We start from the raw sequence: 21,511 nt of genomic DNA, 5'->3' as shown, positions 1-21,511 counted from the left end.
GTTGTGCTTCCCGTAGTTTGGGTTGCGGCGCCGCCGAAACCCCACGGTCTTCTTTTATGCATCTCGGGTTGGTTTTTGGGCGGCGCCTCAACCCAACCTGCTGGGCATTGCGCAGGCTTTGCGCCTTTACGCCAATTCGTTCAATGCTTTTTGAAAGCGATTCGCATGCGAACGCTCCGCCTTGGCTAGTGTTTCGAACCAGTCGGCGACTTCCTCGAAGCCTTCGTCGCGCGCGGTCTTGGCCATGCCTGGATACATGTCGGTGTATTCATGGGTTTCGCCGGCGATGGCGCTTTCCAGGTTCAGCCTGGTGGGGCCGAAGGGTTTGCCGGTGGCAGGATCACCGCACTGCTCCAGGTATTCCAGATGGCCGTGCGCGTGGCCGGTTTCGCCTTCGGCGGTGGAACGGAACACGGCGGATACGTCGTTGTAACCCTCTACATCGGCTTTCGATGCGAAGTAGAGATACCGACGGTTGGCTTGCGATTCGCCGGCGAACGCGTCTTTCAGGTTCTGCTCCGTCTTGGAGCCTTTGAGCTTGCTCATGACATCACCTCGTGGCGTTGGGCTTGAGAGGGCAATGCAAGAGGGGACCTGACGGTCGATTTTTCGAGCCTAGCGTTCGTTAGGGCAATTATGAAATTGATTATTTTTATGAGGATGATTGGCAGCGGCTATAAAGCTGCCATGGCTGGCATTACGTCGCCCCGGCAGACGCCGGGGCGACGTAAGGGACATAAAGCCAACGCTTAGCGCAAAAGCATCGCAGGGTTCTGTTTCGCCTTCAACGCGGCGCACAGCAGGGTCTGCTCACGCGTTTGCGCCAAGCCGCGGTCGGCACCGGTGATGTCCTTCAGGCGCGGCTTGAAGTACGCCTGCAGGCGATCGGCTTCGGCGGTGGAGCAGCTGCCACCGCCCACCAGCTTGGGCAGCACACCGCTGGCGAAGCTGCCGGTGCGGCCAAGCACCTGGTCGTAGTGGCCGGTGAACCACTGCCACAGCGCTTCGCGGGCGGCAGGTGTATCGCGACCGCCGCGCAGGATCGCCGCCATCTCGCCGACCTTCACCTGCTTGCTGAGCGCAAAATCGCGTGCCTGGTTGGCCAGCTCCGGCGTATCGGCCGCGGCAAGTCCGGCCAGCATCGCATTGCGCTGGGCCGGATCGGTGGTTTGCGGCAGTTCGGCGATCAGTGCATCGAGCGCGGGCTTGCCGTGTTCCTGCACGGCGACGGCCAACGCGTCGCCGAGCAGATCCGCATCGGCCGCGGCGAGATCCAGATGGCCGTCCGCTTTCTTCACCAGCGCGACATCGCCTTGCTTGAGCAGTTCCGCACGCACTTCCGGCAGTTTGAAATCCAGCGCCAGTGCATGCACCAGCGCCGCGCGCAGCAAGGAATCGCCGTCGGGCTCGCCGGCCTTGCGGTGGTAGCCCAGCTGCATCACGCGTGGCAGGTAGGCGTCCTTCACCCACTTCACGATGACGGCGCGCTGCGCGTCGGTGGCGGCTTCATGCCGGTAGATCCAGTTGACCGTGCCGAGCGGAGCGACCACCACTTCACGCGTGCTCGCACCAGCCAGCGGCTTGAGCGCGGCGAGTGCGTCGGCGGCGTTCAGATCGCCGTGGCGGAAGCCGGCGTCGATGCCGTCGGCGTACGCAAGCTGTTCGGTATCGGCCAGCGCGGCGACGTGCTGGGTGAGCGCATTCCATTCCGGCTTGGCCAGGCTGAAGCGGTAATAGCCGCGCGAGTTGGCGTTGGGCATGATCCAGGTGGGCGTGCTGGCGCCTTCCAGCGTCATGGTGTCGGAAGCTTTATCGAGCATTTCGCAGCTCACCTTGCTGCCTTCGGCGGTGCCATAGCGCACGCACACCGGAACGCCCCATACACGTGCTGCATCGCCGGTGCTGCCGGCCGGCAGGTAACGGTTCTGGCTCAGGTGCAGCACGGTTTTTCCGTTCTTCTGCTCCAGCCTGGTTTGCACGTACGGTACGCCGGCCTGGTTGAGGAAGCTGTCGAAGGCATGCTTGAACGCGTCGCCTTGTTTTGCCGCGGTGGCGATGGCGTCGATCAGGTCATCGGCGGTGGCGTTGCCGAACTTGTGCTGCTGGATGTACGCGCGCATGCCCTGCTGGAACGTGCCTTCGCCAACGTAGCCTTCGAACATGCCCAGCACCGCGGCACCCTTGCGATAGGTGATGCTGTCGAACGCGGTTTCGATATCGCCGTTGCCGGTGATCGGCTGGCGGATCTTGCGCGCGCTGACCAGGCTGTCGTTCTCCATCGCGTCTTCGGCGGTGGTGATGCGATCGAGATCGGCGCGGTATTCCGGATGCACCTTCATGGTGACTTTCTGCTGCATCCAGGTGGCGAAGGCTTCGTTGAGCCACAGGTCGTCCCACCATGCGAGCGTCACGGTGTCGCCGGTCCATTGATGCGCCAGTTCGTGCGCGGTGACATTGAACGAGCCGCGCACGTACTTGGCCGGCGAATCCGGATCGAGCAGCAACAGCCAGTCGCGGAAGGTGACCAGGCCGGGATTTTCCATCGCGCCGGCGGAGAAATCCGGTGCGGCCAGCAGGTCGAGCTTGCCGAACGGATAGCCGAAGCCGTAGTAATTCTCCAGCGTGTGGATGATGCTGGGCGTTTCGCTCAGCACGTGTTGCAGGCGATGGCCTTCGCCATGCGCTGCGATGCCGCGTAGCGGCAATACATCGCTACGATATTCGCTCGGTGCGATGTCCGGACCGTTGACGATATCCCACGGCCCGACAGCGAACGCCACCAGATAAGTGGGTAACGGCTGCGTGCGGGCGAAGCTCAATGTTTTCCACCGGTCGCCCGCGGCGGTTTCGCTGATCTGCTTGGTGTTGGCTACCGCGGTGAGATCCGACGGAATGGTCAGCGTGATGTCATAGGGCGTCTTGAAATCCGGTTCGTCGAAACCGGGAAAGGCGAAGCGTGCGCTGATCGGTTCCATCTGCGTCATCGCATACGGCGTGCCGGCGTGGCTCACCTTGTACAGGCCTTGCAACTGCTGGTTGAGCGGCGCGCTGAATTCGAGCGCGATGGTCAGCGCCTGCGGTTGCAGCACGCTGCCGAAATCGACGCGTGCCACGCCTTCCTGCAAGGCGACGACAGCGTACTTGCCGTCGTGCTGCGTACCGTTCGCATCGGTGACCGTCACCTTGCTCACGTTCAAATCGTGGCCGTTGATCCACAGATGGTCGGCCGCTTGTTTCAGGTCGACCTTGATGACGGTGGTGCCGGTGAAATCCTTCTGCGCGGGATCGACCTTGAACGCCAGTTGATAGGACTGCGGTTGCGCCCAGCGCGGCAGCCTGCCGTGCGGCACCTGGTCGGCCGGCGTTGCCGCGAATGCAGCGCTACAACATGCGGCAAGCGCAGTCAGTACGAATGAGCGGGCGAGACGGTGCACAGTGAGCCTCCTACGACGATCAAAAAGGAACCACGCTAGGTTGCGTAAGCGGTTTGCCACAGTGCCAAAAGGCATGGCCCGCCGGATGCTCCGCTGCCATACCCATCCAGCGCTGCTCATGCAGGGCGGACATGGATCACAGGGACAGCAGGGCCGAGGAGCGCAACGCAAGGTTCGTTGCCTTGGTATCGCCTGCCGCCCCGGGTGCGTCCTGCATCTTTGCGCCGGGCAGGGTTTGCGGCATCGGCCCTGCCTTTTGTCAGCAAGGACAGGGGGAATTTCGTTCGCCCGCCGTCTATGAAGAGGTGCGGCTCGCTCGCGGGCGCACAGGTCGGAGCTTATTTTCCAAGACATCTTTCCGGTCGATAGTATTTCAATTATTTATAGTTTTTATCTATTATTGGTGCGACCCCTGCCGAGGTGGCCATGAACCTGCGCGACCTGCACTATCTCGTTTCCCTTGCCGAGCATCGTCACTTCGGACGTGCAGCGGAAGCCTGCTTTGTCAGCCAGCCCACGCTGTCCACCCAGATCAAGAAGCTGGAAGAGGAGCTGGGTGTGGCGCTGGTCGAGCGAACCCCGCGCAAGGTGCTGTTGACCGAAGTGGGCCGCGACATCGCCAATCGCGCGCGCGAAGTGTTGAACGAAATCGAGCAGATCAAGAGCATCGCACGCCGCACGGTCGATCCGGAATCAGGCACGGTGCGGCTCGGTATCTTCCCGACGCTGGGTCCGTATTTGTTGCCGCATGTGATACCGATCGTGCGCGAGCGTTTCCCGCGATTGGAATTGCTGCTGGTCGAGGAAAAGACCGAAGTCGTGCTGCATCGCCTGCGCGAGGGCAAACTCGATGTCGGCATTCTCGCCCTGCCGATCCATGACGATAACCTGCACGCGGAGCTGTTGTTCGAGGAGCCGTTCCTGTTGGCGGTGCCGCAGTCGCATCCGTTGGCGAAGCGCCAGTCGCTGAAACTCAACGATCTGTCGGACCAGAACCTGCTGCTGCTCGAAGACGGCCACTGCCTGCGCGACCAGGCGCTGGAGGTGTGCCATATGGCCGGCGCCGGCGAAAAAAGCGGTTTTCGCGCTACCAGCCTGGAAACCTTGCGCCAGATGGTGGCCGCCAACGTCGGCATCACCTTGCTGCCCACACTCGCGGTGAAGCCGCCGGTGGCGCCGGCGCCGAATCTGCAACTGGTGGAATTCAGCGGGCATCCGCCGAGCCGGCGCATTGCGATGGTGTGGCGCAAGAGTTCGGCGATGAGTGGGTTCCTGAGGCAGTTGGCGGATGTGTTCAAGCATCTGCCGAATGATCTGCTTGATCCGCATACGGCGGCTGTCGCGTCGGCGAAGCGGCGGCGGGTGGCTTGATGAATTGGTGAATTTACCTCACGTCATTCCGGCGAAGGCCGGAACCCAGTTTAAATATGCGTCCGAAGGACACGATATCCATTTTGTATTGAGTGCTTCTTGTATCGAGTGCTTCGCACAGCATGCTTGTCCTGGATTCCGGCTTTCGCCGGAATGACGGGGGGCGAGAATGATGGCCTCGCAAACGAATGACACCCATGCGACACGTTCCGTCTCAAACCATACGCCAAGCACTCGCCGAAGCCACACAACAGCTCGGCGATCGCATCGACGCGGAAATATTGCTGTGCCATGTCCTGGACAAGCCGCGCAGCTGGCTGATCGCGCATGTGGACGACGCGCTCTTGCCCGATTGCGCCGCGGCGTATGCCTTGTTGCTCGAGCAACGCGAAGCGGGAAAGCCTGTCGCCTACATCACCGGCCGTCGCGGTTTCTGGTCGTTTGATCTGGAAGTCACGCCCGCCACACTGATCCCGCGCCCGGAAACCGAGTTGCTGGTGGAGCTGGCCCTGGAACGCCTGCCGATCGATCGAACCTGTCGCGTACTTGATCTGGGCACGGGTTCGGGCGCCATTGCCATGGCGATCGCGCACGAGCGTCCTGCGGCGCAAGTGACGGCGACCGATGCGAGCAGCGATGCGCTCGGCGTGGCGCAACGTAATGCACGGCGCCATCACATCGGCAACATTAGCTTCTTTCATGGCGACTGGTTTGCGCCGCTCGGTGATAAGCGCTTCGATGTGATCGTTTCCAACCCGCCGTATATCGAAAGCAGCGATCCGCATCTGCAGCAAGGTGATTTGCGGTTTGAGCCGATGAGTGCTCTTGCCTCGGGCATCGATGGATTCGACGATATTCGCCGCATTGTTCGTGATGCCGGTCTTCACCTGCTGCCCGGTGGATGGCTGTTGTTCGAGCACGGATGGCAGCAAGGCGACACGGTGCGTGCACTGCTTCGTGACGCAGGTTTCGTGGATCTTTCGACGGCGCGCGATCTGGAACAACGCGATCGCGTAAGTTTGGGGCGTTTGCCACAGCAGTTGTGATCGATCACGAGCCTGGGCGTAGACTGCAGCCGTCAATAAGGGGCCTGGATTAACTTTGGCGCATCCGGGCATGAACGCATAACGTTTGCCCCGGACGTACTGCCATGAATATTCGTCGTGTTGTCGTTTGTCGTCCTTTTGCATTGCGCCGTTTGCCACGCGCGATCCATCTGCTGCTGATGATGCTGGCTGCACCGCTTGCGATGGCGCAGAACAACCCGTTGCCTGCACCATCGAGCAGCGCTGCCGCACCACCTTCGAACGGTCAGGCCGTAACGCTGAGCGAAGTGATGGTGACGGCCAACCGCCGCCGCGAACCGGAACACGAAGTGCCGATGCACGTCGACGCCGTGCAAGCCGCAACCTTGCAGCAGCTCGGCGCAAAGAACCTCAACGATTACGTGTCGTACCAACCCGGCGTTTTCTTTGCCAGCGCAGGCGGTGCGGGGCAGGGCGAGCTGGTGATGCGCGGCGTTTCCACCGGCAACCAGACCAGCCCCACGGTATCGCTATACATTGACGATGTGCCGGTGGGTGGCAGCACGGTATATGCCGCATCGGCCACGTTCCTGTTCGATCCCGCCTTGCTCGATCTGGATCACATCGAGTTTCTGTATGGCCCGCAGGGCACGCTGTATGGCGCGGGGTCGATGGGCGGGTTGGTGAAATACGTGACGGTGAAACCCGATCTCAGCGGTGTATCCGGCAACGCAGGCGGCGATATCTCCAACACCAACCGCGGCGGCATGAGCTATGCGGAACACGCTTCGATCAATCTGCCGCTGGTGAAGGACAAGGCGGCGGTGCGCATATCGGCCGTCGATCAGCACACTACCGGCGTGTACCAGGCGGTGGGTGAAACGCCGGCTGGCGGCGCCGATCGCACGCACACCAGGGGCGCGCGCGTGCAACTGGAAGTGGATCCGGTCGACAAGCTCACTTTGAACGTCACCGCGATGGCGCAGAAGATCATGGCCAACGGCTTGTCGATGGGCGATTTCGATCTGCAAGGACAGCCGATTTCCGGCGGACCGTACAGCCGCGCGCTCAATCACCGCGAACCGTTCACGCAGACGCTGCAGCTCTATGCGTTCCACGCCGGCTACGACTTCGACTGGGCCACGCTGGACTGGATCAGTTCGTACCAGAAGTTCGTCAATCACAGCGTGCAGGATTATCCGGATGCGTTCCTGGGATTATTGAACCTGCTGGGACCGGAGTTTGGTCTTACCCAGCCGATGAGTTCGCTGTATGTTGATTCGCAATACACCGTGCACAAGAGTTCGCAGGAAATCCGCTTCACCTCGCGCAAGAACGACACGTTCGACTGGCTGTTCGGCATGTGGCTCAACCGTGAGAACGTGTGGGAGCAATACGCACTGCAAGGCGACAACCTGCCGCCGCCCGGCAGCACCGCGTTGATTCAGCAAGCGGTGAATGCACGTTTCGAGGAGTACGCCGGTTACGGCGATCTCACCTGGCACATCAAGCCGACGCTGGATCTGACCGTCGGGGCGCGCGCAAGCGGCAATACGCAGCGGCTGGCGAACGTGGAGCAAGGTCCGTTCGCGGGCAGCCCCGGCGGTTTTCGCGAGCACATGAAAAGCCAGGACATCACCAAGATGGTCACGCTGACCTGGCGTCCCACCGATCGGGACAGTTATTACGCGCGCGCCTCCACCGGCTATCGTCCGGGCGGTTTGCAGGCACCGCTTCAGGGCACGCTGCTGGGACCCAATCCAAACGCCACCAACACGTTCGGTTCCGACAACCTGGAAAGCTACGAGCTTGGCTACAAGGGCAGCTATCTCGATCGCCATTTGAACGTCGGCATCGATGGTTACGACATCGAATGGCATCACATGCAGCTTTACACCTTCACGCTGGGCAACGCGATCATCCAGAACGCGGGCGATGCGCGCATCAAAGGCGTGGAGATGCAGGGCAGCTATTCGAACGGCCCGTGGGAACTGGGCGCTTCTGGCGCCTACACCGATGCATTCACCAACAACGGCGCGCCGCAGCTCGGCATCCAGCCGAATGCGCCGTTGCCGTATTCGGCGCGCTGGGCGGGAACGGTAAGCGGCAAATACAAATTCCTGCTGGCCGGCACGGATGCGTATATCGGCGCCGTAGTGCGTGCATCCAGCCATCGCAATGCCGGTTTCGATGGCGACGTCAGCGATCCGAATTTCAAATTGCCCGGCTTCATGTTCCTCGACGTCAACCTGGGCGTGAACTTGCGCGGCGGTACGAATATCGATTTCTACGTGCGCAACGCGCTCAATCGCCAGGTGCCGATCGGCACGTTGAACGATGAAGCGGTGAATTTCCTGGCCACGGTGGGCGGGCCGATGCTGGTGCAGATGTCGACGCCGCGCACGGTGGGTGTGGCGTTCAATGTGCCGTTCTAGCCGAGCGTTTCATGCCTGCCCGTAGGTTGGGGTGCAAACCCCAACGTTGCCATGTCGACAAGGATCGCGATGTTGGGGTTTGCACCCCAACCTACGGTCAATGCCCCGTACCGCTCACCTGCGCCGGCGGCTTGATCGCATACAACAACGCCGGCAGGAAGATGAACGTGGCTAGCAGCACCGCGACCAGGCTTACCAGTAGCATGCGGCCCATGCTGGCCATGCCAAGGTCGTGCGACAAGGCCAGCGAACCGAACGCCGTGCCGGTGGTGAGTGCGGAGAACAGCACCGCGCGCGCCGAGGCGGAACTCACGAAGCGCCGCATGCCCGCGCGCCAGTTCATCACGAAATACACGTTGAACGACACGCCCACGCCCAACAACAGCGGCAGCGCGATGATGTTGGCGTAGTTGATCGCCATCCCCAACGAACGTGCGAGCAGCGCGGTGAGCAGCGCGGACATCGCCAGCGTGAGCAGGACGATGCCTGCGTCCTTCAAACGGCGGATCACCAGCAGCAGCACCACGGCAATGGCGACGATGGCCAGCGCCGCGGCCTGCTTGAACGCGCGCATGATGGTGTCGGCCGAGGCGATGGTGGTGACGGCCGGTCCGCCCGCATCGGGCGCGACGCGCTGCACGGCTTCCACGAATTTGCGCAGGCCGGAGGTATCTTGCTCGTTGACGGTGGGCGAGACCTGGATGCGCACCTGGCCGTTGGGGCTGACCCAATCGCGCTTGATCGATTCGGGCAGCGATTGGAGCGTGATGCCCTTTGCGTTCAACGCATCGCGCAGCTTGTCCAGTTGCGTGGGCAGGAAGCGGCTGATCGCCTCGTTCATCATCATCAGGCGGTCGTCCGGCGCCTTGGCCAGTTTCTGCAGCGAGGCCTCGATGCCATGCAGCGGCGAATCGGGCGTCATCTCCGGCTTGGCCTCGTTGATCGCGTCCAGCGTGTCGTTGATCGCCGCGCGCAAGGCTTGCGGCGTGACCGGCGGACCGGACGGATCGACATCCAGCGACGGCAGCATCAGCACCTGCGCCTGGTCGAGCTGGTCGAGCGAGGCCTGCTGATCGGCCGGCACGAAAGTGGCGCCGGAAATCGCGCGCGAGACTTCCGGCAGTTTGCCGAGTTTTTCCGTCAGGCTGCGCGCGGTGTCCAGGTTGGGCACCATGATGTTGATGTTGAACGGATTGGTGACCGGGTTGTCGGCCAGGCTGCGCAGCGTGCGCATCGGTTCGGAATTGGGGTCCTGCGTATTGAGCGGGTTGGCGTCGAACGGCATGCGCACGCCCGCCACCAGGCCGGCGATGCCGAGCAGCGCGAACACGCCCAGTACCGGCTTGTAATGGCAGTGCAGCAGGGAATCGAGTTTCGGCCCGAACGGCAGCGACAGTTCCTTGCTCTGGCGCGCCGGCTTCATCAGGCTCAACAGGGCCGGCAGCAAGGTAAGCGTGCAGACCAGCGCGATGCCCATGCCCACGCCGGCGATGGTGCCCAGCTCGGCCACGCCGACGAAGCTGGTCGGCGAGAAGGCGAGAAAGCCGCACGCGGTTGCGGCTGCCGCCACCGCGATCTGGCTGCCGGACACGCGTGCGCCGGCAGCCAGCGCCACGTCGATGTCATCGTGCAGCATGCGCTGCTCGCGCAGGCGCACCGCGAACTGGATGCCGAAATCCACCGCCAGGCCGACGAACAGCACCGCGAAGGCTACGGAAATCACGTTCAAGGTACCCACTGCCAGGGAGGCGAAGCCGGTAGTGAGCGCGAAGCCGACCAGCAGCGTGAGCAAAATCGGAATGATGCGGCGGAACGAATGCATCGCCAGGTACAGCCACAGCGCCAGCAGGAACAGGCTGACCAGCGTGCTGGCGACGATACCCTTGGTGAGCGCGCCGAATTGCACATCGGCCAGCGCGACCGAGCCGGTATAGTCCACGCGCACGCGACCGGCCTTCACGTCCGGCAGGTTCTTGGCGATGCCTTCCAGGGTCTGCGTCGCGGCCAGGCCCGGCTGCAGCGAGCCTTCCTCCAGCACTGGGTGGGTGAGCACGAAGGTGACATTCTGCGGCTGCTGGGTCACGTCCGAACCGAGCAGGCTTTGCCATGACAGCGGGATGGGATGGCCGTCGGCGGCCTTGTCCAGCACCTGGCGCAACTGATCCAGCGCGGGCTTGTACGGCGAAAGATCGGCGTGCTGGATGCGCACGCCCGCCGCCATCAGCGATACCCCGTTCAACAGGCCGCGCGCCGAAGGGTCCGCCGCAAGGGGGCCAAGCAAGGGCTGCGCGTTCATCAGCGAGCCGAGCATCTTGCTCAGGTCGTCCGGGTCGAGCAGCAGCAGGCCTTCGTGGCGGAAGAACGGATCGGCGTCGGGCCGGCTTACGTCGATGAAGTGCTTCTTGTCGGCCGCCAGCGCCTTGGCCAGTTGCGCGGCCGTTTCGTCGGATTCCTCCGGCGTCGCGCCACGCACCACTACCGCCAACACGTTGTTGAACTGCGGAAACTCGCGGTCGAAGGCCATGGCGTGCTGGCGCCACGGGAGTGTGCTGGCGAAGAGGTTGTCGGTATTGGTGTCGACGCTCAGCTTGCCCGCGGCGATCCAGATGGCGACGCCGGCCAGGGCGAAAAAGGACACCGCCACGAGCAGAGCGTAGCGGCGGCAGAATTGGACAACTCGGACGATGAACTCAGTCACGGGCCGAATGGCTCCTCAGTCCTTGGGAAAACGTTAAGGATATTCCATAACGCATCGTTCTCCCTTAGGCGGGGGTAACTAGGGCCTGTTTACACTATTTGCGTAGCCCGCGTTGTCGTTGGGTGGCCGTCAGGTGGTAATGCGTGGCGCAGGCTTGGCTGGTGGCCAAGGCAAGCCGCGCGCTGCCGCATGACGGCCACCCAAATAGTGTAAACAGGCCCTAGCCCAGCGGTTTGGGGGTGAAGGGAGCGTGCAAGCCTGCCCGTGCGACTCAGGCGCTTGCCTGATGCAGCTGCGGGAAACGAGCCCGTATCGCCCGACGGATACCCGCCAGATCCAGCCCGGCCTCGCTCAGCACTTCCTCGCGGCTGCCGTGTTCCAGGTATGCATCGGGCAACCCCAGATGCAGGATCGGCAGGTTCACGCCGTGGGCGGCCAGGCATTCGGCCACCGCCGAACCGGCGCCGCCGGCGACGACGTTGTCCTCCAGGGTTACGAAGGCCTCGTGGCTTTTCGCCAGTTCCAGCAGCAGCGCCTCGTCCAGTGGCTTCACGAAACGCATGTTGACCAGGGTGGCGTCGATCTCGGCGGCCAGTTCCGCGGCCGGCGCGAGCATGGCGCCGAAGCTCAGAAGCGCCAGCCGGTGGCCGCGCCGGCGCAGCTCGGCCTTGCCGATCGGCAGCGTATCCACCGTCGTGCGTACCACCACGCCGGGACCGCCGCCGCGCGGGTAGCGGATGGCGGCGGGGCCGGGGTGCCGGAAGCCGGTGCTCAGCATGGCGCGGCACTCGTCCTCGTCGGCCGGCGCCATCACCAGCATGTTCGGCAGGCAGCGCAGGAAGCTCAGATCGAAGCTGCCCGCATGCGTGGGGCCATCCGGACCGACCACGCCGGCGCGGTCGATGGCGAAGGTCACGTCAAGATTCTGCAGCGCCACGTCGTGGATGGTTTGGTCGTAGGCGCGCTGCAGGAAGGTGGAATAGATCGCCAGCACCGGCTTGGCACCCTCGCAGGCCATGCCGGCGGCCAGCGTGACGGCGTGCTGTTCGGCGATGGCGACGTCGATGTAGCGGTCGGGATGTTCCTGGGAAAAGCGCACCAGCCCCGAGCCTTCGCGCATGGCCGGGGTGATGCCGAACAGGCGCGCATCCACGGCGGCCATGTCGCATAGCCAGTCGCTGAAAACGTCGCTGTAGGTGAGCTTGCCGGGAGGCTTCTTCACCACGCCGGCCAGCGGATCGAACGGGCCCACTGCGTGGTATTCGATCTGCTCCAGCTCGGCCGGAGCGTAGCCCTTGCCCTTGGTGGTGATCACGTGCAGCAACTGCGGACCTTGCTGGGTTTTCAGCGCGCGCAGCACTTCCAGCAGCTTCGGCACGTCGTGGCCGTCGATCGGGCCGGTGTAGTCGAAGCCCAGTTCCTCGAACATCGAACTGGGCACGGACACCCCATCGCCACGCTTTTCCAGCCGCTTGGCTAGGCCGCCAACGTTCTCGCTGATTGACATGCCGTTGTCGTTGAGCACCACCAGCAGGTTGGCGCTGAGGTCGCCGGCGTGGTCGAGCGCTTCGAAGGCCATTCCGGCGGTCATCGCGCCATCGCCGATCACCGCCACGAACTTGCGCGCATCGCCCTTGCGCTGGGCGGCAATAGCCATGCCCAGCGCGGCGGAGATCGAGGTAGAGGAGTGGCCCACGCCGAAGGCGTCATAGTCGCTTTCCTCTCGGCGCGGGAACGGCGCCAGGCCGCCCTTTTTCTTGATGGTGGTGATGCGGTCGCGGCGGCCGGTGAGGATCTTGTGCGGGTAGCACTGGTGGCCCACGTCCCAGATCAGCCGGTCGTGTGGCGTGTCGAACACGTAGTGCAGCGCGACGGTCAGCTCCACCACGCCCAGGCCGGCGCCGAAATGGCCGCCGGAGCTGGCCACCGCTTCGATCAGGTAGCGGCGCAGTTCGTTGGCGATGGCGGGAAGCTGATCGTCCGGGAAGCGGCGCAGGTCAGCGGGGGACTCGATGGAGGCGAGGTGGGGGTAGCGGGAGAGATCGATCATCCGCGTATTGTGCGCCCTCTCCCCTCCTGGGTGAGGGGACACCTTGCCTCGCTTCTGAATCGGAGCCGCGTAGGTTGGGGTGCGAACCCCAACGTACATTCCATGAAGGTTTCTCGCGAGGTTCGCCCCTCATCCCTCTCTCTGAAAGGGATGAGGAGAAAGCGCTACGCCATCGCCTCGCGCCGGTGCCGCGGCAGATGGCTCACCAGGAATTCCATCTGGTCGGCCAGGATGTTGCGGTTGGACAGGATCAGGTGCTCCACCCAGCTCGGCCGGTACGGCACCGCGAGCAGCGGCATGTTGGCTTCCTGCGGGGTGCGGTTGCCCTTCTTGAGGTTGCAGGCCAGGCAGGCGCTGACCACGTTTTCCCATTCGTCGCGGCCGCGCTTGGAGATCGGCAGCACGTGGTCGCGGGTCAGCTCGCCGCGGCTGAAGCGTACGCCGCAGTACATGCACAGGTAGCGGTCGCGGCTGAACAGGGCGACATTGGTCAAGGCGGGCGCCGGATCGATGGCGTGGTCGTGGCAATGCCCGCGGCTGGCGACAATGGGATGCAGCTCGATGCGGCTTTGCATCCCTAAGTTGCGGTTATGGCCGCCGTGCACGGTAAGGCAGGGGTCGCCGAGAGTCCACGCGACGGCGTCCCGGACATAGAGGCATACCGCGTCCTGCCAACTGATCCAGTCCAGAATCCGGCCCGCGGCATCCAGTGACAGTACCCGGGTCGAGTTCAGGTCGGCCCGATGTGGCACTTCCATAAGCATGCGTTTCGTCCTTCACTTTTGGCGAAAGAGCGTCTTTCCAATGCAATGGCGCTCGGTTTTTCCGCAGCATAGACCAAATTGATTGCAAATCGCATGCAATGCGCGGCGTCAAGACCCTGCGCCGCCGGGATATTTGCCAACTCGCCCCGGAAATGCGGCGCTGATATAGTGCTCGTTCATCTGTAGACCCGACGCCGGGTTTGGGAGGGGGAGCCGCACGTGGCGACCCCGGCACGGCGGGGCAGAGGTATGAACGTGGCCGAAGTACTTTTCTACGAGCGTCCGGTTCCGCTGAACCGCGCTGCACACAAGGATCTGCGCATAAAAGGGCTGCAGAACCTCAAGTTCGCGCACAACGTGCACTCGGTGCCGTTGACCTGCACGGAATTCCCCATCACCGCCCGCGACATTCCGATCCTGTTCGCCGGCCCCGACGAGGCCAGCGCCGGCCCGATGGCACTGCTGGGCCTGCGCCAGAACGAAAACCTGTTCGTCGACGCCGATGGCCAGTGGGCGCAAAACGTCTACATTCCGGCCTTCGTGCGCCGCTATCCGTTCGTGCTGGCTGAGAAGCCGCCGGAAGTGGAAGGCGACGATTTCACCGTGTTCCTGGACGAAGCCTACGAAGGCTTCAACAGCGCCGAAGGCGAGCGCCTGTTCAAGGAAGACGGCAGCGAAACCGACATGCTGAAGAACGCCGTGAACTTCCTCGGCGAATTCCAGCAGCACGTGGCGCGCACCAAGCAGTTCATGGAAGACCTGCGCAAGCACGACCTGCTTGAGCCGCGCAATATCCGCCTGGAGCGGAACGGCAACGTGATCAACTTGAACGGCCTGTTCGTGGTCAACGAGGAAAAGCTGCGCAAGCTCGACGCCGAAACCACGCACCGCTTCCTCGCCGACGGCACCCTGGGCTGGATCTACGCCCACCTGCTGTCGCTGATGAACATCGACCGCGTCGGCCAGCGCCTGGCGCAGCGTGAAGAAGCCGAAGGCGTGGGCGCTACCAAGAACTGATCGTTCGTTGCAGCGTTGATGTTCAAGATCCCCCGTTCATCGAACGGGGGATTTTTTATTGCCGTAGGTTGGGGTGCAAACCCCAACGTCGCCATCTACGCAGATAAATCCATGTTGGGGTTCGCACCCCAACCTACGGTTTTGTCGCCATGTACTGCGGATGCATCGCCGTCACTTCCGCCGCCGTGATGCTGTTGATGTAGTGATTGCCCAAATGCGTGCGCACGTAGTTGATCACGTCGGCGATCTGCGCATCGCTGAGCTTGGCATCCTCGAAGAAATTCTTGTGATCCGAAGGCTTCATCACGAACGATGGCATGTCGTGCCGGCCGAACAGGATCACCGCCGCCATGTATTGCGGTGAAGCCAGCTTCGGGTTGCCGGTCAAGGCGGGATACGCACCGGCGCCGATCGCGCCCTTGGCGTCGGGCATATGGCAGCCCTGGCAGATGGCATGGAAGATTTCCTCGCCATTGGCGTGAGTAAGCGAGGCATAGGTGTAGAACGTCTGGCCGGATGTCTGCGCGCAGGCGAATGGCGTGCAGGCAAGCAAGAGCAGGGCGATGGCCGATAGTCGCTTCATGCTGCACCTTCCGCCACCACGCGTTGATGGATGCGTGTGATCACGTCCAGCGCGGACGTCACCGCACCTTCCTGCCATGCCGGCAGGTAGGACGCATGTTCGCCGGCCAGCGCGATGCGGCCATCGACCTGGCAAAGGTTCTGGTAGTGCTTGTCGCGCAATTCGTCCGTCCAGGTGGCGAAACAGCCGAGCGTGAATGGTGCGCGATGCCACGCCACGGCCACGCCGTTGTCGAATTCCTGTGCGTATTGCGGATGGATCTGGCTGCCGTACTCCACTGCCTTGCGCACGCGCGCTTCGGGCGTCATGGCGGTGAGCTGGTAGGCGTCCAGGCCGTAGGCGTAGCCGCCCAGCAGCACACCCTTGCCCTTGCCGTTGAAGCCGGTACTGGGATAGCTGATGGTGTTGATCGGCAGGTCGGTCAGTGTAATGCCGCCATAGATGCCTTCATCCTCTTCCCAGAAACGCCGCTTGAATTGCAGGCCGATTTTCACCGACGCCGCGTAGGGCACCGCGCCGATCGCTTCGGCCATCGGTGCACTCACGTTGATCGGAATCTGGCTGAGGATGGATAGCGGAATCGTGCAGATGCACCAGTCGGCTTGCGCGGTTTGCGTATGGCCAGGATGGTGTGTGTCTTCGTGGCTGACGGTAACGCCGTGGTCGTCCTGGTGAATGGCGATGACCTTGGTGTTGTAGCGGATGACTTCTTTGAGCTGTTTTCCGAAGGCTTCGCCGATGCGGCCCATGCCACCCACCGGCTGGAACAGCGTGGTCTGGAATTCGAGGATTTCCCCGTCCGTAAGGCCTGACCACAGCCGCGAGGTGAGTACGTCGTGCAGTTGCAGCGGCTGTGAATCCAGCGGTTTGGCGCTCAGGCCGCCGCCCGGCGGTTTTGCATAGCCGCGGCGGTTGCTGGCCATGGGGCCGGCGGCATACGCGTAGTTCTTGTCGAGCGCACCCCACTGACGCAGCGAGTCGAGCAGCAAGGCTTGATCGTCCTTGCTCACTTGCGCATCCAGCTTGCTTTGCTGTGTGGCTTTGGCGAGCAGTTCTGCGATGTGGCCGCGGTAGTCGGCGTTGATGGTGCGGTAGCGTTGTGGCTTGCCGCCGAACGCATCGGCGCGGTGCAGGTAGGCGTTGTAGTTGACCTGCACGAACGGCTCGAGCGGTATGTCGAGTTTCTTGCAGTAATCGAGCAGGGCGCGGTGGTGATACGGAATGCGCCACGGACCGGGATTGATGTACAGGCCGCGATCGAACTGGCAGTGCTGGGTGAAGCCGCCGAGTTCGGTGTAGCTGTCGCCGCCGCGCAGCGTCCAGTTGCGACCGCCGGGACGCGCGTTGTATTCCAGCACCTGCACCTGGTAGCCGGCGGCGCGCAGTTCATAGGCGGCCACCATGCCGGCCAACCCTGCGCCGAGAATCAGCACGGAGATACCCGGTGGCGCGCCTTGCAGCGCGGGTGCGCCTCGATATGGCGATTCGGCGGCAAAGCCCATGCGATGCATGGCCGCATACATCGCCGCGCCGCCGGCACTGACTCCGATCAGGCGCAGCAGATCGCGACGCGTCATCGCCAGCTTGGCATCTTCCCCTTGCATCACGTGCCCCTTGTTGGAGTAGTCAGCCCAACCTACATGCCATCCCGTTATCCGTGTACCGGCTTGGCCATGCGCAGCAGATCGAGGTTGAATCCGGCCGCTTCGTACAGTGCCTTGGCCCGTTCGTTGCCGGGAAACACCGCCAGCGTGACCAACTGGCATTGATGTTCCCGCGCCCATGCTTCGGCGTGCTGGATCAAGGCCTTGCCCACGCCCTGGCCTTCGTGGCGCGGCGCCACGGCAAGGTCGGAAATGTGGCAGTTGTAGCGGCCGGTGAAGTAATCCTGCGTGCGCTGCAGATGGATGAAGCCCACGCGGTCGCCATCGTCGTTCTCGGCGACGAAGACGTAGCTGTTCGAAGGCTGGTCGTCCAGATGACGGGTGAGATCCTTGCGGATGCCCTCGATGCATTCGTGCCGCTTGCGCCAGGCGGGCAGCGAAAAATCCACGAAACGCGGGACCAGGCCGAGGATAAAGTCGTCGTCATCCTCGGCCAGACGGATCAGGAAATGGGTGTCGCTCATGCGTCGGCCGGTTGATAGGAACGCGTAAGCCCGGTTCTACACCCAACGGGGTTGTGGGTGGAAGCCCCCACTGGGCACGAGATGCGAACTGCAAATCTACCCAGAACAGCTCCCTCCCCTACGTGCAGTAGGGGAGGGTTGGGGTGGGGTGAAGCCGTCTCGCGATGAATTTCAATTGTGCGGCAAGCTCGTTCAACCCCACCTCAGCCCTCCCCTGCCAAGCAGGGGAGGGAGTAGAGCGCAGCGCCTCAGCCGCCGATCACCGGCAGCGCGATGTAACTGGCCTGATGCCCCGAGTGATAGATCCGCTGCGTCGCCTTCTGGTAATCCGCCGGCTTCGCAAAAAAGATGTTCGGCACGAAGGTCTGCGGGTTGCGGTCGTACAGCGGGAACCAGCTCGATTGCACCTGCACCATCACGCGGTGGCCCGGCAGGAAAACGTGGTTCGCGGTGGGCAAGTCGAAGCGGTAGGTGAGCGGCTGGTTGGCGGCCAGGGCCTTGGGCTTGTCGTAGCCTTCGCGATAACGGCCGCGGAAGATATCCATCGACACCGCCAGCTGATAGCCGCCCATCTCCGGCTGCTCGGCTACCTGGTCGGGGTAAACGTCGATCAGCTTCACCACCCAGTCGCTGTCCGTGCCGCTGGTGGAGGCGGTCAGGTGGACCACCGGGAAACCGCTGATGATCAAGGGCTCGGTCAACACGTCGGAAACATAGCTGACGACATCGGTACGGCCGGACGCCTCGCGCTGGTCGTCCACCAGCCACTGCGACCAGGTAAGGCTGTTGTCGTAGCCGACCGGCTGGATCGGGCGCGCGCGGAACGGCACCGGATGCGCGGGATCGGAGACGTATTCGTCATACGCATCGCTGCCGCCGGGCGCGCTGAAGCCGAGCTTGCGATCCGCCTGCAGATACAACGGACGGCTCTTCACCTTGCAACCCTCCTCGCAGGCCAGCGGCCAATGGCCCAGGCGCTGCCACTGGTTGCTGCCGGTCTGATAGGCGGTTACCGCTGCGATGTCCGCCTTGGGCGAGCCATCCTTCAGGTATTGCGCCAGATACGGCCGCAGGATGTGTTCGCGGAAATACTTGGCCGTGTCGCTGCCGAAACGGATCGCGCCGAGCGAGCTGGCTTCATCGATCTCCTGGCCGTGGTGCCACGGACCCATCACCAGCTTCACCATGTCGCCATTCTTGTCCTTCGGCTTGATCGCGCGATACACGGCAAGCGCGCCGTAGATGTCTTCCTGGTCCCACAGGCTGTGCACCAGCATGGTCGGTACTTTCAGCGGCTGCGCGCCGAGCAGTTTATCGACGGCCTGTTCGCTCCAGAACGCGTCGTACGCCGGATGCGCCGTCAGCTTGGTCCAGAAGCCCAATTGCTCCATGCCATACGCGCGGCCCATCTCGCCGGCGGAAACGTAGTGCATGAACAGGTCGTATTCGTCGTGGAAGTTGGTCCACCACTTGTAGCTGTTGTCGCGGCTGGCGCTCTGTTCGTAGATGTAGGACATGTTCTGCTGGCGGAACGCGCCGTGATGGAACCAGTCGTCGCCCATCCAGCCGTCCACCATCGGATTCATCGGCACCGCCACTTTCAATGCCGGATGCGGACTGACCAGCGACATCAGCGGTTCGAAGCCGTCGTAGGAAATGCCGATGGTGCCGACCTTGCCGTTCGATTCGGGCACGTTCTTCACCAGCCAGTCGATGGTGTCGTAGGTGTCGGTGGCATCGTCGACCGGCGTGGGATTGAGCGGCCCGTGCACCGGACGGTTCATCACGTAATCGCCTTCAGAGCCATACTTGCCGCGAATGTCCTGGATTACGCGGATATAGCCGTCTTCCACGATCACGTCGGCGGCATTGTCGTAGCCTTCCAGCATCGGGCCGAGATGGCCGCTCATCACGTGATGCGTAAGCGCCTTGGCATCGTAGGGCGTGCGCGTCATCACGATGCCGGCGTGGTGCGCGCCTTTCGGAATGAGGATCACCGTGTTGAGCTTCACGCCATCGCGCATCGGGATCTTCACGTCGCGCTCGACGTAGTCGAAGCTTTCGGTGGCCGGCTTGAACGCGGCCGGGGTTTCGCTGGGGTAATTGGAATACTGCGGTGTGGTGTCATCCGTGGCGAGTGCCGCGCCGCTCAGGGTGAGCAGCAGCGCAAGCAAGGCGGGTTTGATACCGCATACAGCAGTCTTCATGGTGACTCCCCTTTGGATAAGCAGGCCTAGCCTAGCGGTAATTGTTGGGTGCGTGGGTACGCCAGCCGGCGGTGTGTAGGCGACTGCGTCGGCCCGTTGTGCCTTGTTGCGCATGTCCCGAGCGTATTTGCGCAGAAGTCCTGCTCGTGCCCGATTTGTATAGCTGTCCATCACGCTACACACATGATCCGCTCACACGGCTTCTTCTAGCGTCCGCGCATTCGTCGCCGGGGGGGGGCGGCGAATGACCTTGCCGGGGACATGCCGCACATCCGGACCATCGCTGTACGCGATGGTCTTTGCCACAGGGATCGGATCAGCAAACGCGGCTGGCCAAAGGTCGCAAGTGTGTTTAAGCGTGATTTTAGTGAACGGGTCCCGCTGTCGTGCAGATGCTTCTGAGGTCGTCCGGCCGCAGCGGGCTTTTCTGTCCATTTTGAATGGGGATACGAAATGTTCGGTTATTCCAAGTGTGCTCTCGTCAAAGTCGCCGTATCAGGCTTGCTGGTCCTTGCCGCTGGCACGGCCATGGCAAGCGACAACGCTGCGGCGCAAGTCGCCAATCCTTATTCGCCGGCTTACGGGCATGCCTATCGGCACGGCGCCGTACCCACGCGCGAAACCTTGAACCTGATGAAAACATTCCGCATGGCCTATCCGAACGCCGCCGCGACCGGTCCGGAAACGCTCGCCTATGGTGGCGGGATCGACAGTATCGGCGTCACCAGCGGTCCGCAGAAAGTGTACCTGGTGATCTACGGCTCGCAGTGGGGTACGGCGGGTAAGGATTCCAACGGCAACGTAGTGCTGTCCAATGACACCGCCGGGGTGGCGCCGCGTTTGCAGATGATGTTCAAGGGCCTGGGCACGGGTGGCGAGCTTTGGTCGGGCGTGCTCACGCAGTATTGCGATGGCGCGGTATCGGCGGGTGCCACGTCCTGTCCGTCGGGCGCTTCGTTCGTGCCGTATCCGAAGTCCACGGTGCTCGCCGGCGTGTGGTATGACAACTCAGCCAAGTCGCCGAGCCGGGCCACTGCCAAGCAATTGGCGCAGGAGGCGATCAAGGCGGCAGCGCATTTCGGCAATACCACCGCGGCAAGCAATCGTTATACGCAATATGTAGTGGTATCGCCGACGGGTACGCATCCGGACGGTTTCAACGCCGGCGGCGGTTTCTGTGCGTGGCACGATTACAACAAGGACGCCGGTGTCTCTTCGCCCTACGGTGATATCGCCTTCACCAACATGCCTTACGTCCCCGACGCCGGGGCAAGCTGCGGCGCGAACTTCGTGAATGCCGGTGCAGCCGGCACGCTGGACGGTGTCACCATCGTCGAGGGTCATGAATATGCCGAAACCAGCACCGACCAGAATCCCGCGGGCGGCTGGACCAACCAGACGGGCAGTTCCTACAACGGCGAGGAAAACGGCGACGAATGCGCTTGGATCAGCTCAGGCCAGGGCGCTTCGGCCAACGTGGCCATGGGCAATGGCAGCTATGCAATGCAAAGCACGTGGTCCAATGACACCAACCAGTGCGATATCGCGCATACGGCGCTGCACTGACACAAATAGGGAGTAATCATGCGGCGAACGCAGAAAAATTTCTGTGTTCGTCGTTATGTGTTGTAAGGCGTGAATCTTGTAAACGCCCAATCGTCATTCCGGCGAAGGCCGGAATCTATGCTGCGGACTGGCAATGGATGATTCGCTTCGCTTACCTCTTCGGGGCCGTCCTTCGGACGTTCTCCGCACTGCGCGCTACGTCCGGCCTTCGCCGCAATGACGGCAGGCGGCGT

Annotated in this window: 14 protein-coding genes; 5 read left to right on the top strand and 9 right to left on the bottom strand. The window is 62.7% G+C overall.

What is annotated here, in order from left to right; all coding sequences use genetic code 11:
* Positions 1–126 precede the first annotated feature (126 nt).
* Positions 127–546 (bottom strand): rubrerythrin family protein, encoded by a 420-nt coding sequence (locus ACTHNE_RS16620; protein WP_324937778.1) that lies wholly within the window; start codon positions 544–546, stop codon positions 127–129.
* A gap of 203 nt (positions 547–749) precedes the next feature.
* On the bottom strand, positions 750–3,434 hold the full coding sequence (locus ACTHNE_RS16615) for a M1 family metallopeptidase (RefSeq protein ID WP_440269829.1): 2,685 nt from the start codon (positions 3,432–3,434) through the stop codon (positions 750–752).
* Positions 3,435–3,860: 426 nt separating this feature from the next.
* Between ACTHNE_RS16615 and oxyR the strand changes: the two genes are divergently transcribed.
* The 3 genes from oxyR to ACTHNE_RS16600 all read left to right on the top strand — a co-directional run bounded on the left by oxyR (position 3,861) and on the right by ACTHNE_RS16600 (position 8,265).
* Entirely contained in the window at positions 3,861–4,805 is a 945-nt protein-coding gene (oxyR, locus tag ACTHNE_RS16610; protein WP_324937782.1) for a DNA-binding transcriptional regulator OxyR, read from the top strand.
* Between the two features lie 197 nt (positions 4,806–5,002).
* Positions 5,003–5,851 carry a peptide chain release factor N(5)-glutamine methyltransferase gene (prmC, locus tag ACTHNE_RS16605; protein WP_324937784.1) on the top strand — a complete coding sequence of 283 codons (849 nt, stop codon included), beginning with the start codon at positions 5,003–5,005 and terminating at the stop codon, positions 5,849–5,851.
* 104 nt (positions 5,852–5,955) lie between these two features.
* Entirely contained in the window at positions 5,956–8,265 is a 2,310-nt protein-coding gene (locus tag ACTHNE_RS16600; RefSeq protein ID WP_324937786.1) for a TonB-dependent receptor, read from the top strand.
* Between the two features lie 97 nt (positions 8,266–8,362).
* On the opposite strand, the gene ACTHNE_RS16595 is transcribed toward ACTHNE_RS16600, so the two are convergent.
* The 3 genes from ACTHNE_RS16595 to ACTHNE_RS16585 form a co-directional block, all read right to left on the bottom strand.
* Positions 8,363–10,963 carry an MMPL family transporter gene (locus ACTHNE_RS16595; protein WP_440269828.1) on the bottom strand — a complete coding sequence of 867 codons (2,601 nt, stop codon included), beginning with the start codon at positions 10,961–10,963 and terminating at the stop codon, positions 8,363–8,365.
* A gap of 271 nt (positions 10,964–11,234) precedes the next feature.
* Positions 11,235–13,013 (bottom strand): 1-deoxy-D-xylulose-5-phosphate synthase, encoded by a 1,779-nt coding sequence (gene dxs, locus ACTHNE_RS16590; RefSeq protein WP_440269827.1) that lies wholly within the window; start codon positions 13,011–13,013, stop codon positions 11,235–11,237.
* Between the two features lie 164 nt (positions 13,014–13,177).
* The gene (locus ACTHNE_RS16585) at positions 13,178–13,777 is read right to left on the bottom strand and encodes an HNH endonuclease (RefSeq protein WP_324938065.1); all 600 of its coding nucleotides are present in this window, start codon (positions 13,775–13,777) and stop codon (positions 13,178–13,180) included.
* 255 nt (positions 13,778–14,032) lie between these two features.
* Here ACTHNE_RS16585 and ACTHNE_RS16580 point away from each other — a divergent pair, with 255 nt between their 5' ends.
* Positions 14,033–14,794 carry a SapC family protein gene (locus tag ACTHNE_RS16580; protein WP_324938067.1) on the top strand — a complete coding sequence of 254 codons (762 nt, stop codon included), beginning with the start codon at positions 14,033–14,035 and terminating at the stop codon, positions 14,792–14,794.
* Between the two features lie 133 nt (positions 14,795–14,927).
* Here ACTHNE_RS16580 and ACTHNE_RS16575 read toward each other — a convergent pair whose 3' ends face one another.
* The 4 genes from ACTHNE_RS16575 to ACTHNE_RS16560 form a co-directional block, all read right to left on the bottom strand.
* A complete protein-coding gene (locus tag ACTHNE_RS16575; RefSeq protein ID WP_324938069.1) occupies positions 14,928–15,377 on the bottom strand; it encodes a c-type cytochrome in 450 nt (149 codons plus the stop codon).
* Positions 15,374–16,981, bottom strand: a complete 1,608-nt coding sequence (locus ACTHNE_RS16570; protein ID WP_440269826.1) for a flavin monoamine oxidase family protein — start codon at positions 16,979–16,981, stop codon at positions 15,374–15,376. The genes ACTHNE_RS16575 and ACTHNE_RS16570 overlap by 4 nt, the downstream gene beginning before the upstream one ends.
* Positions 16,982–17,028: 47 nt before the next feature.
* Complete coding sequence (locus tag ACTHNE_RS16565; protein WP_324938073.1) at positions 17,029–17,505, bottom strand: GNAT family N-acetyltransferase; 477 nt, start codon at positions 17,503–17,505, stop codon at positions 17,029–17,031.
* A gap of 248 nt (positions 17,506–17,753) precedes the next feature.
* A complete protein-coding gene (locus tag ACTHNE_RS16560; protein WP_440269825.1) occupies positions 17,754–19,712 on the bottom strand; it encodes a CocE/NonD family hydrolase in 1,959 nt (652 codons plus the stop codon).
* A gap of 528 nt (positions 19,713–20,240) precedes the next feature.
* On the opposite strand from ACTHNE_RS16560, the gene ACTHNE_RS16555 reads away from it, so the two are divergent.
* Entirely contained in the window at positions 20,241–21,278 is a 1,038-nt protein-coding gene (locus ACTHNE_RS16555) for a hypothetical protein (protein WP_440269824.1), read from the top strand.
* The last annotated feature ends 233 nt before the right edge of the window (positions 21,279–21,511 follow it).

The sequence above is a fragment of the Dyella sp. genome (assembly GCF_051954575.1).
Lineage (GTDB): Bacteria > Pseudomonadota > Gammaproteobacteria > Xanthomonadales > Rhodanobacteraceae > Dyella_B.
Note: the sequence above shows the minus strand (reverse complement) of the source record. Positions and strands in the feature narration are given on the sequence as shown.

Coding starts and splice junctions, on each gene's coding strand:
- ACTHNE_RS16565 (WP_324938073.1), bottom strand. CDS start 17,505: ATGAGCGACACCCATTTCCTGATCCGTCTGGCCGAGGATGACGACGAC.
- ACTHNE_RS16600 (WP_324937786.1), top strand. CDS start 5,956: ATGAATATTCGTCGTGTTGTCGTTTGTCGTCCTTTTGCATTGCGCCGT.
- ACTHNE_RS16585 (WP_324938065.1), bottom strand. CDS start 13,777: ATGCTTATGGAAGTGCCACATCGGGCCGACCTGAACTCGACCCGGGTA.
- dxs (WP_440269827.1), bottom strand. CDS start 13,013: ATGATCGATCTCTCCCGCTACCCCCACCTCGCCTCCATCGAGTCCCCC.
- ACTHNE_RS16560 (WP_440269825.1), bottom strand. CDS start 19,712: ATGAAGACTGCTGTATGCGGTATCAAACCCGCCTTGCTTGCGCTGCTG.
- oxyR (WP_324937782.1), top strand. CDS start 3,861: ATGAACCTGCGCGACCTGCACTATCTCGTTTCCCTTGCCGAGCATCGT.
- prmC (WP_324937784.1), top strand. CDS start 5,003: ATGCGACACGTTCCGTCTCAAACCATACGCCAAGCACTCGCCGAAGCC.
- ACTHNE_RS16570 (WP_440269826.1), bottom strand. CDS start 16,981: ATGCAAGGGGAAGATGCCAAGCTGGCGATGACGCGTCGCGATCTGCTG.
- ACTHNE_RS16620 (WP_324937778.1), bottom strand. CDS start 546: ATGAGCAAGCTCAAAGGCTCCAAGACGGAGCAGAACCTGAAAGACGCG.
- ACTHNE_RS16575 (WP_324938069.1), bottom strand. CDS start 15,377: ATGAAGCGACTATCGGCCATCGCCCTGCTCTTGCTTGCCTGCACGCCA.
- ACTHNE_RS16555 (WP_440269824.1), top strand. CDS start 20,241: ATGGCAAGCGACAACGCTGCGGCGCAAGTCGCCAATCCTTATTCGCCG.